Genomic DNA, 15,165 nt, shown 5'->3' on the forward strand with positions numbered 1-15,165 from the left:
CTTTTGTTAAAACCAGGATATTCTTTTAAAACCTTATGCCGAACGTATTCAATACCCTGCATACATTTTCTGCCGCAAAAGCTAAGTTTTCTTCCCCACATTCGAGTGCTTTCTCTAATGTAGTCACACCCTTTAAGATCCCGATAATGGCAGTAAACCCGTTGTCGTATAGGGACTCTACTCCATCGCCAATTCGGCCGGCAAACGCAATCACCGGAACGGAATATTTTTCAGCGATCGCAGCCACGCCATAAGGTGTTTTACCAAACAAGGTCTGGCCATCAATGCTGCCTTCCCCTGTAAAAACATAGTCTGCTTCCTTGACTTGCACCTCGAGGCCTGTATATTCAATGACCAGATCAATTCCTTTTTTTAGCTGGGCATTTAAAAAAGCCACTAGCCCCGCACCAAGTCCGCCTGCAGCTCCAGCACCATCCAACTGGGCAATATCTTCACCTAATTGTTTTTTAATCACATCAGCAAAATGTGCCAAATTTTGGTCAAGAACTCTTACCATTTCCGGAGTTGCTCCTTTTTGAGGACCAAAAATAGCTGAGGCGCCATAGTCACCAATTAGTGGATTGGTGACATCACAAGCGACATCGATATGAACCATTTTAATCCGTTCATCTAATCCACTCATATCAATGGAATGCAGTTGCTGTAATGCTCCCCCGCCAAAAGGCAGTTCATTTCCAGCCTGATCCTTAAATGAAACTCCCAGCGCTTGCAGCATTCCTGTCCCGCCATCATTGGTGGCACTTCCGCCAATTCCAATTAAGAAGCGCCTTACACCTTTGTCTAAAGCATGTTTGATTAATTGACCTGTTCCATAGGTTGTTGTCAGTAACGGGTTTCTTTCTTTTGGTTTGATTAATTCAAGACCACTTGCACTGGCCATCTCAATCACGGCCGTTTGTCCTTCACCTAAAAGGCCATATTCCGCAATCACTTTTTCTCCTAATGGACCAATGACTTCTGTCTTTATCATTTCTCCGTTGGTCATACTTACGAGGGACTCTACTGTTCCTTCCCCGCCATCGGCCATGGGTACAATGACGCATTCTGCGTCAGGGAAAACAGCTTTCACCCCTTTTTCCATTGCAAGGGCAGCCTTCTTCGCCGTCATGCTTTCTTTAAATGAATCGGGCGCTAACACAAACTTCATAATAATCTGTCCTTTACGTTTTATATGATGTAAGAGAGTTGGCCATCATCATGGCGATGATGACCAACTCTCTTAAACAACGGTTCTCTATCAAACTAATATTTCAATCGTTATTCCATACCAGAGTTTACAATATCGGCCTCAATCCTGCTCATGAACTCTTCAGCTGCACTGTAACCTTGCTGCTTCAAATACCAGTTATTTGCTGCTGCTTCAATTAACCCCGCCACATCACGTCCAGGCTGGAGCTGAATTTCCATTGAGGGAATCTTAACACCCATATAGTCTGTAAAGTGGAACTCCTGATCCAGATCATTATATAAGGCATCCTTTTCCCATTTAGTTAAATGAATATCAAGAGCAATACGGGTTTCATCTTGAAACGCCTTACGGCCGTATAGGCGAACCACATTTAACAAGCCAATACTTCGAAGAGCCAAAAACTCCTTGGTTTTCCCATCATGAGTGCCCAGAATCGTTTGCGGACTAAGCTTCTTTAGGACAATAATATCATCCGAAACAAGCCGATGTCCCCGGCGAATTAACGTGTGGGCCGTCTCACTTTTTCCTACCCCTGAATTTCCGCGAAGTAAGATTCCAATACCAGACACATTCATACAAACTCCATGCACAGAGATTTCTGGTGCTAATTCCTTTACTAAAAATGCATCTAATTTGGTAATAAATTCTGATGTTATCTCTGGTTTATTCGTCAATAACAAAGGAATACCTTGTTCAACACAATGATGGGTTAAATAGGTAAGTCCTTCTTCGCCAGCTGTAACGATAAAACATGGTGGATGATAATGAACAATATTTCCAATTCGTATTCTACGTTCCTCTTTACTTAACTTATGTAAATAAGTAATTTCCTTTTTCCCTAAAATTTGAACTCGTTCTGTTGGAAAAAAATCAAAATGGCCAACAAATTCCAAGCCTGGGCGATGAACCCGTGATTGCGTTATCATTTTTTGCAGTTGATCTTCACCGGCCAGTACTTTCAATGAAAACTTCCGAACCAAGTTTTCAACTGTTATTTTTTTCACCCTATTCACCGTCCTAATATCTTCCTATAGTTGAATTATACTGAAGAATAATAGAACAGTCATCCATTTATGAATGAATTCCTGAAAGTCAGGATTAAATCCAACACCTTCCACTAGGGAAATCATTCTAACCCATAGTACCCGCAAACTACATAGCCTACGGATTTAGCAGCTACGATCAGTGCATCTTCATCAATATCAAATTTTGGATTATGATTGAAATATGGCTTTTCCACACCTTTTGGCGTACATCCGATATAAAAATAACATCCAGGGATTTTTTCTAAATAATAAGCGAAGTCATCAGATGGTGACATCATAGGGAATGGGGCAACTTGCTTAATATCGGGATCATTCGCATTTTCCAAGCTTTCTTTCACTGCTGAAGTTACCTCTGGGCTATTATAAAGGGGCGGATAATCAGAGGTATAGGTTAACTCGCATTGTACACCAAATTCGGTTTCAATTCCTTTAACAATCCTGCGTAATTCCTTCTCAATGATTTCCTTTGTTTCCCCAGTCATGTAGCGGATATCACCTTCTAATTCAACACAATCCCTTATGACATTGAAGGTACCCTTTCCATCAAAGGAACCAATGGTAATAACCCCCATATCAAATGGATTTAGGCGGCGGCTGATAATCGTTTGCACCGCCGTAACAAAATAAGCGCCAGCGACGATAGCATCATTTGCTGCGTGTGGGGAAGAGCCGTGGCCGCCAACTCCTTGAATCTTCAGTTTAAAATAGGATCTTCCCGCCATAGAAAAACCACTGTGATAGCCTACATGACCAGCAGGAGCCATGGGAAGTAAGTGGATCCCAAAAATGTTTTCAACATCAGCAAGCCCTCCGGAATCAACGATACTTTTGGCACCGCCCGGCGGCACTTCCTCAGCGTGCTGGTGAATAATTTTGATGGTGCCTGGTATTTTATCTTTTAATTGAATAAGGCAATCCGCAAGAATCATTAAATAGGCGGTATGCCCATCATGTGCGCAGGCATGCATGACACCTTCATTCTTAGATTTGAAGGGCAGTCCTGTTTCCTCTAGAATCGGAAGGGCATCAAAATCAGCACGAAGGGCAATCGTTTTCCCTGGCTTTCCACCCTTAATTGTGATGATAATCCCATGACCATTCCCAACATTGGACTGAAATTCAACATTCTTTCCCTTATAAAAGTCTAAAATATATTGCGCCGTTTTTTCTTCTTTAAATGAAACTTCAGGATTTTCATGCAGATAACGGCGAATTTGAATCATTTCATCTTTCCGCGCTTCTAGCATCTCCATTAATTGTTTCTTCATGAAATATTCCCTTCCCATCTTATGACCTATCTACCAAAGTAAAACTACCTCTCTTTATGGTAAGATTCACTCAGGAAATTTATACAACAAATGGAAGGGCTCTTTGTTTGCAATTAGGTGTCAGGCACTAAATTTCTATATTTTTCCATATAAGTTTTTTTTATTTGTTATTATAATTTTATAGCATTTTATTTTTTTATACTTTTGCTTTATTATTGGTGTGAGGAAAGGAATAGTTACTTCATTAAATTTTAGAGTGCTAATTTCATCATGCTAAATCATCCTTGAGGTTAAACATATCTTATATATCTTTAGCCAGGTTTTAGACATCTGTCTGTTGGACAGAAATTATTTATTAAATAGGAGGAATTACTATGTGGATCATCACTCGTTACTTAGACTCGAATATTTCCATGTTTGAATATGAAACGGAAGAGGCAGCAAGAGAGGCTCTCAAATATATGAAGGGTAGTAAAATTCTATCTGAAGTAATTTACTACAATGATCCTTGTTTCCAGCAGGGAGTAGCTTAACATATGTAAAAATGGACAAGCCGTTAGTTGTCAATTGACCTGCTAACGACTTGTCCTTTTTTTATCTATTGTCTAGACCGCTATGCCTTCTTCCAGAAAAAATGCCCGCCTTCTTAATTGATTGTTCTACCATATACTGAAAGCCATAAATAATGATCGCTAAGAAAACACAAATAAAATACCAGGCAGTATGTTTCATCTTAATGAATTTGATAATTCCAAACTTTCCCCCTATGTAAGGTAAAGGAAAAGCATTAATGACATCCAATACCATATTTGTAAGTAAGTACTTGGGGAAATTTCCGAATGTTAATTTAAAAATCCACAATGTAGCTACAAAATAAGGACCCAATATATAGGTGAAATCGATCGGACCAGGAGAGATAGGATTTTTCGTGACCCACCATTTTTTTCTATAACAAATTAGACTAAATGCACTTATAACTAAATTGACAAAACTTGCCACAGGTAAAAATCTAAAAAAACTTCTTTTCCCCATAAACGGAACGGTGAGCCACGGAAGTATTAATGTGGCTAAAGAGAATGCAACTTTTGTTTTATGCTTAACCATTGGGTTCCCCCTCAAATTGATACTTTTCAGTAATAATTACCACAAATATATAATTTATCCCAATTGGCCAAAATATACATAATTAAATATTTTTTCCTTTTGCGTTTTGTTTTACTAGATTCGTTTTTTCTTAATATTCCACACTAACGAATCAACCCCTGTGGAGAAATGAGCGATCGGAGGAACTTGAGAAAGTTCAAACTGAAATGGAGAAAAAAGGCTATTCTCAACTATCTCTATTTCTGCTTTTTGCAAAGGCCAAGGCAGATGGTGTATTTCACCACAATAAACGTTGACTCCATTATTCGAACTATAGAGACAATACCGCTCAGTGAGCCAATGGTCCAGCGTTCCTTCCATTGGAGAATAAATCTCCGATACCGGTTCATACTTCCCCTTAAATGAAATAGGAGTATCAACGTTACCATTCCGACTGGTATGAAAATGAAAGGATTGTCCTTCTTTTCGAAGAGAAATTCGTGCGGAATAATAAGGTAAATGATACCACCTTTTTGCAATCTTTAATGAAGCCCAGTTCTCAACATCAATAGATAAAAAATAAATACCAGGTTTTCCATCGCATGTAACATAGGTCCTTACATTAACTTCTGGAAATTTGGGCGTAAGAGAAATAGAAGATAATCCACGGGGAAAGATCCCCTCCAATACAAATACAATGACACCTATCCATGCGGAGCCATTAAAAGTATCAATTTGTAAAGAAGAAGGAATATGCGGCCGTAGTAAATGAAGTGGAATGGGCCAATGTAAAAACAATAGATTTCTCCAAGTTTGTCGCATAATCCAGTTTTTTGATGGTAATGGCCAAGCTCGGTGACCAATATCATTCATTATATTCATCCAATAATCCCCCTGTTTTTATATGTATATAGTTTGGAGTAATTTGATAATTTCATACGATTTTAAAAATACTATCTTGATTTATAATATTTTCCTTTTTTTGACTATACTAAGAATAATTGGTTTTATTATTAACTTTTGTGGAATATGGAGCAATAACTATGGAGATTATCCTTTATTACTTAACTTTTGGAATGGTAGCGATTATTTTTATCACCTTTATATTCATGCTTTTTGGATGGCGTTGGTTCATGAAGCTGATGGTGAAGCATATGGGAAAAATTATTTTATCTGACAGTTATCAAGAAAATGTGATGGAGTTGATGCCGGGACTCAGACATATGGGCATACAAAATATGCTTGAAAATAGTCTGCGGGCAGAAACAGGCGATATCCTCCATCGCCCGATGGGGTCCTCAAAAAAATGGCCGCATTTAGATCCAATTACTTTTATCCCTGCCCAAACATCACCATTTCCAATTGACGGTGAAGATGATGTAGATGTGCAAGTAACCATTGGGCCGCAGGCTAAAAAGCCAATGAAAATAAAAATCCCGTTAATGATCAGCGGAATGGCCTATGGAATCGCACTTAGTGAAGAGGTGAGACTCTCCTTAGCTAATGCTGCGAATAATGTTGGAACCGCCATTAATTCCGGTGAAGGGGCCGTCCTGCCTGAGGAAATAAATATAGGCGGAAAATATGTTTTACAGTTCTCCAAAACAAACTGGGCAAAGGAAGAAGATCTACTTAAGCGGGCCGATATGATTGAGATTAAGCTGGGACAAGGGGCACTATTGGGGACAGGCGGGAAAATATCTCCGAAAAATTTAACGGGTCGTGCCCGTGAACTGATGGGGTTAAAGGAAAATGAAGATGCCGTCATTTATGATAATTTTGTTGAAGACCAAACGCTGGATGATTTGAAAGAACTTGCTGATGAGCTTCGGAGCATTACAGGTGGTGTTCCCATTGGGGCAAAAATAGGGGCCGGCGGAAAAATTGAAGAAGATATTGATCATTTAATCTACATTGGTGTTGACTATATTGCGGTTGATGGAGGACAAGCAGCAACACTCGGCGCCGCTCCTATTTTATCTGATGACGTCGGAATTCCAACACTTCATGCAATTGTCAGGGCTGCTAATCATTTAGAAAAGCGAGGCATGAAGGGAAAAATTAGTTTAATTGCCTCTGGCGGGCTGCTAGTACCCGGCCATTTTTTAAAAGTGCTCGCCCTCGGAGCCGATGCAGTCTATGTAGGATCAGCTATGTTGTTTACCGTCTCGCACCCTCAATCATTAAAGGCACTTCCGTTTGAACCGCCTACACAAGTGGTTTGGAATCAAGGGAAATTCAAGGATCAATTTAAGATTGAAGAAGGAGTAAAATCGGCGGAGAAATTTCTAACAGCAAGTATTGAGGAAATAAAAATGGCATTAAGGGCAATGGGAAAACGCTCTTTAAAAGAGTTATCGAGAAGGGATTTGGTTTCTTACGATGAATTGACTGCCAAAATGGCTGGAATTCCATTTTCCTTTGAACCATGGGAAGACAAACAATTGGAGAAATGACTATGCCGAACCTATTATTTTATCTGACTTTCACAATGGTTACTCTTTTATTTGTCGTGTTGATATTCATGCTCATCTGCTGGCGCTGGATCATGAAACTCATGGTGAAAAAGGCCGGAAAAATTATTTTATCCGACAGTTATCAAGAAAATGTGATGGAGTTGATGCCAGGTCTCCGGCATATGGGCGTTCAAAATATGATAGAAAATAGCCTGCGGGCAGAAACAGGGACTGTCCTGGATCGTCCTCTTGGCGGCTCTTCTAAAAAATGGCCAAATTTGGATCCTATTACGTTTATCCCTGCACAGACATCACCATTTCCGGTTGATGGTGAGGAAGATGTAGATATATCTGTTACCATTGGTCCAAAGGCAAAAAAGCCAATGGATATAAAAATTCCGCTTATGATTAGTGGCATGGGTTACGGGGTTTCACTTACTGAACAGGCAAGGTTGTCTTTAGCAAAGGCAGCTAAAAAGACCGGAACGGCGATCAATTCAGGGCAAGGTGGAATCTTACCCGAAGAATTAGACGCTGCCGGAAAGTATATTTTACAATTTTCTAAAACAGACTGGGCAAAAGAGGAACATTTATTTAACCGGGCAGACATGATAGAAATTAAATTAGGCCAAGGTGCAATAGCGGGAATGGGGAAGAAAATCGCTCCGCAGAATTTAACAGGTCGTGCCCGTAAAGTAATGGGACTTAAGGAAAATGAGGAAGCGGTCATTTATGAAAACTTTTATGAAAATCAAACGTTAATAGACATAAAGCTACTTGTGGAGGAGCTTCGTGTAAGATCAGGCGGTGTTCCGATAGGGGTCAAAATTGGCGCAGGTGGAAAAATTGAAGAAGACATTGATCATTTAATCTTAATGGGAATTGATTTTATAGCCATTGACGGCGGCCAAGCAGCCATGCATGGGGCACCGCCTATATTATTTGATGACTTTGGAATCCCGACCTTACATGCGGTAGTTAGAGCTGTGAATCATCTAGAAAAAAGAAAAATGAAGGGAAAGATTAGTTTAATCGTTTCAGGAGGACTTTTAGTACCCGGTCATTTCTTAAAAGTGCTTGCACTCGGAGCTGACGCTGTATATTTAGGCTCTGCCATGTTGTTTGCTCTTGCTCATGATCAAGTATTGAATGCCCTCCCATTTGAACCTCCTACACAAGCTATATGGTATGATGGCAAATTCAAGGATCAATTTAAAACCGAAGAAGGGGAAAAGACAGCGGAAAAATTCTTAACCGCGAGTGTAGAAGAAATGAAAATGGCATTAAGAGCAATAGGAAAACGATCCTTAAAAGAATTATCCAAAAAAGACTTAGTATCCTATGATGAATTAACAGCTAAAATGGTTGGAATTCCCTTTTCCTTTAGGCCATGGGAAGACACACAACTTGAGCAATAGACGAGAAATAAGACTAGGCGCAAATCGGTTTATTTCAAGAGAATAGTTTTGGTAAGCACTCAATTGACTATCAATAAAATATACGAGAAAATATATTCCAAGAGATGACAGCAGAAAGGGGTATCTCAATGGAACAACGCACGCTTATTTTGCTTGGATTGCTCATGAGCCAAAGTCAACATGGATACCAAATCAATGAATTTATAGAGAGAAACTTAAGTGCAGTTACAGATATGAAAAAACCTACTGCTTACGCCACTTTAGATAAACTCAGTCATAACGGATATATTGACATTCAGTTGGAGCAAGAAGGAAACAGACCGACGCGAAAAGTGTACTCTATCAATGATAGTGGTAAAGAATATTTTTACGAATTATTATTGAATAATTTATCTTCAGCCGAAAGTGTGAATTATCATGGAGATATTGGGTTAATGTTTATTGATTTTCTCCCTTTAGAAAAAACAATACCTGCGTTGGAGGAACGATTAAACAATAATAAGAAGTTATTAGAACTCATCAAACAAACCCCATCTCACGGAGAAAGATCGGGAGTCAATCTTGCGGTAGAACACAAAATGGCAATGTTAGAAGCAGAGGTTGCCTTCCTTGAAAAGTCGATAGGAAAGCTTGCCACTCATTTGGAATAATTCTCCCTCTATAAGTAATGCTACATCCAAGGAAACCTTGTTATGGGGTTTCCTTTTCCTATATAGTCTTTATTCTTTCAGGTCTAGGAAACGGACTATCCACCCTTAGTGCTGCCACATTTAAAAATATGAAAGCTGACTACGTTACTTTTGAAGAAGGTTCCAGATCCTCTATGAGCCGTTCACTAATACCTGAATCACTTGTGGACGAACTAGAAAAGCAAGATTATGTTACATCAGCAGCACCGATGGGGGCCACAATGGCTACCGTTTTAAAAACAACTCCTTCCAATGAAAGTGAAAAAGTAGATATTACGATACTAGGCATCACTCCTGGGAGTTTTTTAGAACCAACTATAATTGAAGGAAATCCTCTTAATAAGGATAAATCCCTAGGAGTTATCGCTAATGACACCCTAAAGGACAAGGGCTTTAAAATTGGGGATACGCTCACCATCGAAGGGTCATTAGAGGAAATGGAAATTATCGGATTTGTAGAAAATGAAACGTATAATCATTTACCTGCTATTTTTACCACACTAGATAAATGGCGCTCGATTCAATTTGCAGCACCTGGTGCTGATAATGGCATTAAGAATCCAGTAAATGGGATTATGCTTCAGGGAGAAAATATTGATCCGCAGAAATTAAATGATGTTTTCGATAATACGGAAATCGTCACAAAGGCTGACGCCATCCAAGGCATGCCTGGATACAAAGAGGAAAACGGGACAATTATGATGATGCTTGCCTTCCTTTTAGCCATCTCTGCCTTTGTACTAGCTGTCTTCTTTTATGTACTTACCTTGCAGAAGTCCAATCAATTTGGCATTTTAAAAGCAATTGGTGCAAGTAATGGATTCTTAGGGAAAGCGATCGTATCACAAGTATTTTTACTTTCACTTACTAGTATCGTTGTTGGAATACTCTTAAGCTATGGAACCGCACTCATTCTCCCAGAGGGAATGCCGTTTACACTAGATATTAAGCTTGTTGTCATTTATGCTATTTTATTGCTCGTGATATCCATATTAAGTTCATTGATTTCCATCCGTAAAATTACAAAAATAGATCCACTTCAAGCGATTGGGAGGATAGAGTAATGTCAGGAATAACGTTTAATCATGTATCTAAGGTTTATCAGCAAGGGGAAAATCAAGTGGTTGCGCTTAGTGATGTTTCCCTTTCCGTCAGCCAAGGAGAATTTATTGCCGTCGTTGGTCCCTCAGGCTCTGGGAAAAGTACGTTTCTCTCTATCGCAGGGGCCTTACTGCAAGCCTCTGAAGGAGAGGTAACCCTAAATGGAAAAGTAATCGGGGATTTAAAAGCGAAAGATTTATCAAAAGTACGCCTAGAAGAAATAGGATTCATCTTACAAACTAGCAATCTTGTGCCCTACTTAAATGTTCTCGACCAATTACTGGTTGTAAAAAAAATGGCGGGTAAAGTGACAAATAAAGATAAAGAAAATGCCAAAGAGTTACTTCAACATCTGGGGTTAGAATCGAAAATCAAGAAATTTCCAGAACATTTATCCGGTGGAGAACGTCAGCGAACGGCTATTGCTCGTGCCTTGATGAATGATCCTTCGATTATCTTGGCAGATGAACCAACAGCAAGTCTTGATACACAACGAGCCCATGAGGTCGTGCAGCTTATCTCAAGAGAGGTCAAATCTAGAAATAAGGCCGCCATTATGGTAACTCATGACGAACGAATGTTGGAATACTGTGACAAAGTGTATCGAATGGAAGATGGTAAACTGATGCAGTCCGAATTTCAAAAAAAAGTTGCAAATGATAAATAGGAGGAATAAAAAATGATCATCGTAACAAACAGAATTAAAACAAAATTAGGTTTTGCTGCAAAAATGGCTCCAATGTTCACAAGACCAGGAGCCTTACAAACCATGCCGGGTTTTGTCAAAGTCGAAGTATTAATTACTAAAAATCTTTCAGAATATGATGAGCTGAATGTAAATATGTATTGGAACACGATGGAAGACTTTACCCAATGGAAAAATAGCGATGCCTTCAAAGAAGCCCATAAAAGTCCCTCTAACACTGTTGAAGATTCGCCTATCTTGGGAAGTGACATCATTATCTCTGAGGTTGCCTCCACTTTAGAATAACTACTTGACCATATTTTTTGTAACCTTTTGGTCAAATACCTTGAAATCTAAATAAAATCAGCAGGCTAAACAAGATTATTATAAAGATATCTTGTTTAGCCTCTACGACTTTATCTCTTTTGAATAAAGGAAATAATTTCAATATATAGGCTGGTCATTTCTTGAGGAGTTTTATCTAAGCCATTTTGAATCCATTGTTCAATTAATCCTAAAAAAGCAGACGTAATAAAGGACAAAAAGTATTCCATTGGGGCTTTTAACTTTCCATCGAAGTTCTCATTTTTCTCTAAATTAAAACGCACCTTTTCTGTAAATGCATCTCTAATGGGCGGCCAAGTATTATTCGGCATTATTATTGCACTATTCTCAGGCTTTACTGTTGCAACACTTGCTTCACTAGCTGGGATTAATATGCCAAGTTATTTACTAGTGGCATTCTTCGTATCGTTCGCTGCATTCTGTTTCTTCTTATTGGTATCAGCCATTACAGCGTGGATTGGTAAACCAGCCATTACGTTATTCATGGTGGTGATGCTATTAGGTATGGGTGTTCTTATGACACCGCAAGAAATGCTTCCAAGCTTCTTCGTAAACTTTATTCGTCCATGGGTCCCCCTTCGCTTTGCATCTGAAGGGTTACGGGAGATTTTCTACTTCGGCAGCGGCTTTTATACTGGTGGTTCATTCAACACGATTTTAGGAATTGGTATTGCAGGCTTAATTATTTACCTGCTATCTACTTTCAAACCAGTACGTGGGCAGGAAAGCTAAATAAAAAAACAAAGGGTTATTTTGCCTTAGTTGCAAAGTAACCTTTTGGTTAGATAAAGAGTAACGGTCTAAAGAGAATTTCCCCTTGTGGATGTTTTACTGTAAGTAGAAAAAAGGAGGAGCGTTATGAAAATTATTGTATTTGGTGCAACTGGCGGAGTGGGCCAATATGTCGTGAAGCAAGCGTTAGAAAAAGGGGGTGAGGTAACTGCATTTGTACGCACCCCATCAAAGATAGAATTGGCACATGAGCAGTTACATATTGTGCAGGGCGATGCCTTCAATAAAGAAGAAGTCGCTGCAGCGATTGCAGGGCATGATGCCGTCGTGTCATGTTTAGGTTCAAATCAAGCGATGAAAAAATCAACGGAGCTTGAAGAGATGACGAAAAATATTGTAGCTGGAATGCAGGCACAGAATGTCAAACGAATCGTCTATACAGCATCCGCAGGAATTAACAAAGAAATTCCAGGGATTAGCGGGAAATTAGTTATGAAAATGTTAAAAAATCCTCTGGCGGATCATCGCAATGCCGTTGATTATATTAAAACTCATGGATTGAATTTCACAATCATTAGACCAATGGGATTAACGAATGATGCCCTAACAGGAAAGTACAGGGAATCAGAAACGGGCGTACCAGCTAAATCAAGAACGATTCCACGCGCTGATGTAGCACATTTTATTGTAAAGGCATTAAGCGATAAACAATACGAAAACTTATCTATCGGTATAGCAAAATAAAGTGTAGCTTCCACTAGTTGTTTGCTAATCAATTCCCTTGTCCGAAGTGCCCACAAAAAAACCTATAATCTCTAATTATTGTCAATTAATTGAACAATTGCAGTTGTTGACAGGCACTGTGTAATAAATCACATTTGTCTCCCATTAATAATGCTATCATTATTAATGGGGTTAGATAATAATCACCTAGAAGTAGCCGATCTTGCCCTCGCTAATATTTGTACTATTTTATTCTTCTCATAACCGGAGATTGTATATAGGAGGGTTTTATATGTCTGAAAATAAATTGTCTGAATTAATTAGTCCTGAAGCTGTTATTAATTTTGAAACTGGTGCAATTAAAGCAAGCACTCTGGATTCAATTATCAACCTTTTACCATTTGAAATGGGTTTTTGCGATGCTAACGATATTTTCCGCTGGTATTCAAATAATCCAAACCGTGTCCATGGTCGTCGTAAAGAAGCAATTGGTCGCCCTGTGCTTGAGCTTCACCCAAAAGTGGATCATCACGTTGAAAAATTGTTGAATGATTTTCGCTCAGGAGCACGCGACGAATGGGAATTTTGGTTTCCAAAACGCTCTGGTGAAGAAAAGGGCCAAATTTACCAAAAATTTATGGCGGTACGTGATAAAGATGGAACATACCTTGGCTGTATGGATGTGACCGTTAATATCGACCTTTTCCAAGGAAAAGAAGGGAAAAACACCCCTGAAACTATTGAGGAATTTATAGCTGTTAAGCCTGAGTAAAAAACCTTTTCATTTAAGAAGCTGTTGAAAAACACATTGAATCCCCCATTCAATGTGTTTTTCTTTATGATAGAAGTATTGGGTGTTACCTATGTAAAACAATAGAACAATTATTCCCCTCCAACTTTTTCCTCAATTTAATACGGTTCATCACACACTTGTTTAAGGGGCAGTTTTTTACCTATAGGCCTAAACCGCTGTTTAAATACAGAGCGAATTAAAGACTCCACTATTCGTCTTTTATTTTATTTTTCCAATCGAAATATTAATTCGGTAGTTAGCATATTTGAGTATATCATCAAGTGTCTTATTTAAAGCCACTTGATCTGAAATGCTGGCTTTAATCATATAGCAGCCTTCACCACTTATACGGTGGACTTCTGTTATATCTGAATTTTCCTTTAGGTAATTTTGAAATTCAAGATGACGGTTGGATTTTAAAAAGACCATAATAAATGGCTGAATACTCTTTCCAATCTTTAATTCATTAACTGAAATGGTGTACTGCTCAATAATTCCTTCCTCTTCCATCCTGCGAATTCTATTGCCGACCGCCTGGCCTGTCATATGTATCAACTCTCCAATTTCCTTCCATTGTCTACGAGAGTTTTCTTTTAATAATTTGAGAATTTGAAAGTCGATTTCATCCATACCCATTCCCCCTCAAAAGAGTATTTATTCCCACTTTTATTATAGCTAAATCTTTTTCATGCTGAAATAAAAGTTCAGTTATCCCTTTCACCAAATACTGTTAGTAAGATTGTGGAAGGAATACAATAATTTAGAGAACAAACCTACGAGGAGGAAAAATCTATGCAAATTCAATTAATACGCCATGCAACACATCTTATTTCATATAAAGGTCTAAAATTCCTTTTAGACCCTATGTTTAGCGAGCAAGGAACACTTGCACCTGTTCCTAATGCCCCTAACCAGCATCTAAACAACCCCTTATCTTCACTGCCAGTTGACCTCGAGAGACTAGTAGATATTGATGCTATTATTGTTACACACTCGCACCGTGATCATTTGGATGACCGGGCTATTTCATATTTACCTAAGAATTTACCGTTATTTTGTCAGCCGGCAGATGAGTTATTAATGAAAGAAAAAGGATTTGAACAGACAATAGCAATAAGTAAGGAATTGATTTGGCAGGGGATTGAGCTAATTCGAACAGAAGGAAGACACGGCCATGATCAACTTGCGGATGCAATGGGGCCCGTTTCTGGATTTATTTTAAGGGCAAAGGATGAGCCAACTTTATATATTATTGGAGACAGTGTATGGAATTCGGATATTGAACACTACTTTAAACATTTTTCTCCTCATTCCGCAATTGTTTTTGCGGGAGAAGCCCGTTTCTTGGAAGGACAGCCAATCACAATGGGATTTGCCGATATTGAAAAAATAACAAAAACATCACCACATACTCGTCTCATCATTTCCCATATGGAATCTTGGAATCACTGCTTATTAAAGCGAGAAGAGGTAAGGGACTATATACGACAGAACCACTTAGAGGATAAAATTTTAGTACCTGAAAATGGGGAAATAATAGGGAATTGATAGTGAAAGATGAGAGAATCAGCATGGTTTAAAAAATAAGCGGAGAAATGAGACTGTCGATTAACTCA

The 15,165-nt window shown here is 38.8% G+C and carries 18 protein-coding genes; 11 read left to right on the top strand and 7 right to left on the bottom strand.

The window, feature by feature from the left end; all coding sequences use genetic code 11:
• Positions 1 to 25 precede the first annotated feature (25 nt).
• From COJ96_RS03620 to COJ96_RS03630, 3 genes are all read right to left on the bottom strand, one after another.
• Complete coding sequence (locus COJ96_RS03620) at positions 26 to 1,168, bottom strand: glycerate kinase (RefSeq protein ID WP_098571624.1); 1,143 nt, start codon at positions 1,166 to 1,168, stop codon at positions 26 to 28.
• Between the two features lie 110 nt (positions 1,169 to 1,278).
• A complete protein-coding gene (hprK, locus tag COJ96_RS03625) occupies positions 1,279 to 2,214 on the bottom strand; it encodes an HPr(Ser) kinase/phosphatase (RefSeq protein ID WP_098571625.1) in 936 nt (311 codons plus the stop codon).
• 122 nt (positions 2,215 to 2,336) lie between these two features.
• Positions 2,337 to 3,524 (bottom strand): amidohydrolase, encoded by a 1,188-nt coding sequence (locus tag COJ96_RS03630; RefSeq protein WP_098571626.1) that lies wholly within the window; start codon positions 3,522 to 3,524, stop codon positions 2,337 to 2,339.
• A gap of 374 nt (positions 3,525 to 3,898) precedes the next feature.
• On the opposite strand from COJ96_RS03630, the gene COJ96_RS28430 reads away from it, so the two are divergent.
• Complete coding sequence (locus tag COJ96_RS28430; RefSeq protein ID WP_180229969.1) at positions 3,899 to 4,057, top strand: hypothetical protein; 159 nt, start codon at positions 3,899 to 3,901, stop codon at positions 4,055 to 4,057.
• A 61-nt stretch (positions 4,058 to 4,118) separates the two neighbouring features.
• Here the strand turns inward: COJ96_RS28430 and COJ96_RS03635 are convergent, their stop codons facing one another.
• Positions 4,119 to 4,628 (bottom strand): hypothetical protein, encoded by a 510-nt coding sequence (locus COJ96_RS03635; RefSeq protein ID WP_098571627.1) that lies wholly within the window; start codon positions 4,626 to 4,628, stop codon positions 4,119 to 4,121.
• A 114-nt stretch (positions 4,629 to 4,742) separates the two neighbouring features.
• Positions 4,743 to 5,489 (bottom strand): YqjF family protein, encoded by a 747-nt coding sequence (locus tag COJ96_RS03640; RefSeq protein WP_098571628.1) that lies wholly within the window; start codon positions 5,487 to 5,489, stop codon positions 4,743 to 4,745.
• A 161-nt stretch (positions 5,490 to 5,650) separates the two neighbouring features.
• Between COJ96_RS03640 and COJ96_RS03645 the strand changes: the two genes are divergently transcribed.
• From COJ96_RS03645 to COJ96_RS03670, 6 genes are all read left to right on the top strand, one after another.
• Complete coding sequence (locus tag COJ96_RS03645; protein ID WP_098571629.1) at positions 5,651 to 7,063, top strand: FMN-binding glutamate synthase family protein; 1,413 nt, start codon at positions 5,651 to 5,653, stop codon at positions 7,061 to 7,063.
• A gap of 2 nt (positions 7,064 to 7,065) precedes the next feature.
• The gene (locus COJ96_RS03650; RefSeq protein ID WP_098571630.1) at positions 7,066 to 8,481 is read left to right on the top strand and encodes an FMN-binding glutamate synthase family protein; all 1,416 of its coding nucleotides are present in this window, start codon (positions 7,066 to 7,068) and stop codon (positions 8,479 to 8,481) included.
• A gap of 128 nt (positions 8,482 to 8,609) precedes the next feature.
• Positions 8,610 to 9,131 carry a PadR family transcriptional regulator gene (locus tag COJ96_RS03655; RefSeq protein ID WP_098571631.1) on the top strand — a complete coding sequence of 174 codons (522 nt, stop codon included), beginning with the start codon at positions 8,610 to 8,612 and terminating at the stop codon, positions 9,129 to 9,131.
• Positions 9,132 to 9,148: 17 nt separating this feature from the next.
• Positions 9,149 to 10,234, top strand: a complete 1,086-nt coding sequence (locus COJ96_RS03660; RefSeq protein WP_098571632.1) for an ABC transporter permease — start codon at positions 9,149 to 9,151, stop codon at positions 10,232 to 10,234.
• Positions 10,234 to 10,938 (top strand): ABC transporter ATP-binding protein, encoded by a 705-nt coding sequence (locus COJ96_RS03665; protein ID WP_098571633.1) that lies wholly within the window; start codon positions 10,234 to 10,236, stop codon positions 10,936 to 10,938. Before COJ96_RS03660 ends, COJ96_RS03665 begins: the two co-directional genes overlap by 1 nt.
• A 12-nt stretch (positions 10,939 to 10,950) precedes the next feature.
• Positions 10,951 to 11,262: a heme oxygenase gene (locus COJ96_RS03670; RefSeq protein WP_098571634.1), complete on the top strand. Its 312-nt coding sequence runs from the start codon at positions 10,951 to 10,953 to the stop codon at positions 11,260 to 11,262.
• A 110-nt stretch (positions 11,263 to 11,372) separates the two neighbouring features.
• Here COJ96_RS03670 and COJ96_RS03675 read toward each other — a convergent pair whose 3' ends face one another.
• Positions 11,373 to 11,612 carry a TetR-like C-terminal domain-containing protein gene (locus COJ96_RS03675; protein WP_098571635.1) on the bottom strand — a complete coding sequence of 80 codons (240 nt, stop codon included), beginning with the start codon at positions 11,610 to 11,612 and terminating at the stop codon, positions 11,373 to 11,375.
• Here COJ96_RS03675 and COJ96_RS03680 point away from each other — a divergent pair.
• The 3 genes from COJ96_RS03680 (at position 11,587) to COJ96_RS03690 (ending at position 13,528) form a co-directional block, all read left to right on the top strand.
• Complete coding sequence (locus tag COJ96_RS03680; RefSeq protein WP_251459680.1) at positions 11,587 to 12,033, top strand: hypothetical protein; 447 nt, start codon at positions 11,587 to 11,589, stop codon at positions 12,031 to 12,033. The two genes, COJ96_RS03675 and COJ96_RS03680, sit on opposite strands and share 26 nt — an antisense overlap.
• 126 nt (positions 12,034 to 12,159) lie before the next feature.
• On the top strand, positions 12,160 to 12,777 hold the full coding sequence (locus tag COJ96_RS03685; protein WP_098571636.1) for an NAD(P)-dependent oxidoreductase: 618 nt from the start codon (positions 12,160 to 12,162) through the stop codon (positions 12,775 to 12,777).
• 271 nt (positions 12,778 to 13,048) lie between these two features.
• Positions 13,049 to 13,528, top strand: coding sequence for a PAS domain-containing protein (locus COJ96_RS03690; protein ID WP_098571637.1), 480 nt, complete (start codon positions 13,049 to 13,051; stop codon positions 13,526 to 13,528).
• A gap of 240 nt (positions 13,529 to 13,768) precedes the next feature.
• Here the strand turns inward: COJ96_RS03690 and COJ96_RS03695 are convergent, their stop codons facing one another.
• On the bottom strand, positions 13,769 to 14,185 hold the full coding sequence (locus tag COJ96_RS03695; protein WP_098571638.1) for an Lrp/AsnC family transcriptional regulator: 417 nt from the start codon (positions 14,183 to 14,185) through the stop codon (positions 13,769 to 13,771).
• 156 nt (positions 14,186 to 14,341) lie between these two features.
• On the opposite strand from COJ96_RS03695, the gene COJ96_RS03700 reads away from it, so the two are divergent.
• Positions 14,342 to 15,097, top strand: a complete 756-nt coding sequence (locus tag COJ96_RS03700) for an MBL fold metallo-hydrolase (protein WP_098571639.1) — start codon at positions 14,342 to 14,344, stop codon at positions 15,095 to 15,097.
• The last annotated feature ends 68 nt before the right edge of the window (positions 15,098 to 15,165 follow it).

The organism is Bacillus sp. AFS073361, assembly GCF_002567005.1.
Lineage (GTDB): Bacteria > Bacillota > Bacilli > Bacillales > Cytobacillaceae > Neobacillus.

Excerpts from the sequence above, each read along its gene's own strand:
- COJ96_RS03630 (WP_098571626.1), bottom strand. The coding sequence starts at position 3,524 with ATGAAGAAACAATTAATGGAGATGCTAGAAGCGCGGAAAGATGAAATG.
- COJ96_RS03690 (WP_098571637.1), top strand. The coding sequence starts at position 13,049 with ATGTCTGAAAATAAATTGTCTGAATTAATTAGTCCTGAAGCTGTTATT.
- COJ96_RS03680 (WP_251459680.1), top strand. The coding sequence starts at position 11,587 with ATGGGCGGCCAAGTATTATTCGGCATTATTATTGCACTATTCTCAGGC.
- COJ96_RS03665 (WP_098571633.1), top strand. The coding sequence starts at position 10,234 with ATGTCAGGAATAACGTTTAATCATGTATCTAAGGTTTATCAGCAAGGG.
- COJ96_RS03670 (WP_098571634.1), top strand. The coding sequence starts at position 10,951 with ATGATCATCGTAACAAACAGAATTAAAACAAAATTAGGTTTTGCTGCA.
- COJ96_RS03640 (WP_098571628.1), bottom strand. The coding sequence starts at position 5,489 with ATGAATATAATGAATGATATTGGTCACCGAGCTTGGCCATTACCATCA.
- COJ96_RS03660 (WP_098571632.1), top strand. The coding sequence starts at position 9,149 with ATGCTACATCCAAGGAAACCTTGTTATGGGGTTTCCTTTTCCTATATA.
- COJ96_RS03685 (WP_098571636.1), top strand. The coding sequence starts at position 12,160 with ATGAAAATTATTGTATTTGGTGCAACTGGCGGAGTGGGCCAATATGTC.
- COJ96_RS28430 (WP_180229969.1), top strand. The coding sequence starts at position 3,899 with ATGTGGATCATCACTCGTTACTTAGACTCGAATATTTCCATGTTTGAA.
- COJ96_RS03635 (WP_098571627.1), bottom strand. The coding sequence starts at position 4,628 with ATGGTTAAGCATAAAACAAAAGTTGCATTCTCTTTAGCCACATTAATA.
- COJ96_RS03700 (WP_098571639.1), top strand. The coding sequence starts at position 14,342 with ATGCAAATTCAATTAATACGCCATGCAACACATCTTATTTCATATAAA.
- COJ96_RS03645 (WP_098571629.1), top strand. The coding sequence starts at position 5,651 with ATGGAGATTATCCTTTATTACTTAACTTTTGGAATGGTAGCGATTATT.
- COJ96_RS03655 (WP_098571631.1), top strand. The coding sequence starts at position 8,610 with ATGGAACAACGCACGCTTATTTTGCTTGGATTGCTCATGAGCCAAAGT.
- COJ96_RS03620 (WP_098571624.1), bottom strand. The coding sequence starts at position 1,168 with ATGAAGTTTGTGTTAGCGCCCGATTCATTTAAAGAAAGCATGACGGCG.
- COJ96_RS03650 (WP_098571630.1), top strand. The coding sequence starts at position 7,066 with ATGCCGAACCTATTATTTTATCTGACTTTCACAATGGTTACTCTTTTA.
- COJ96_RS03675 (WP_098571635.1), bottom strand. The coding sequence starts at position 11,612 with ATGCCGAATAATACTTGGCCGCCCATTAGAGATGCATTTACAGAAAAG.
- COJ96_RS03695 (WP_098571638.1), bottom strand. The coding sequence starts at position 14,185 with ATGGGTATGGATGAAATCGACTTTCAAATTCTCAAATTATTAAAAGAA.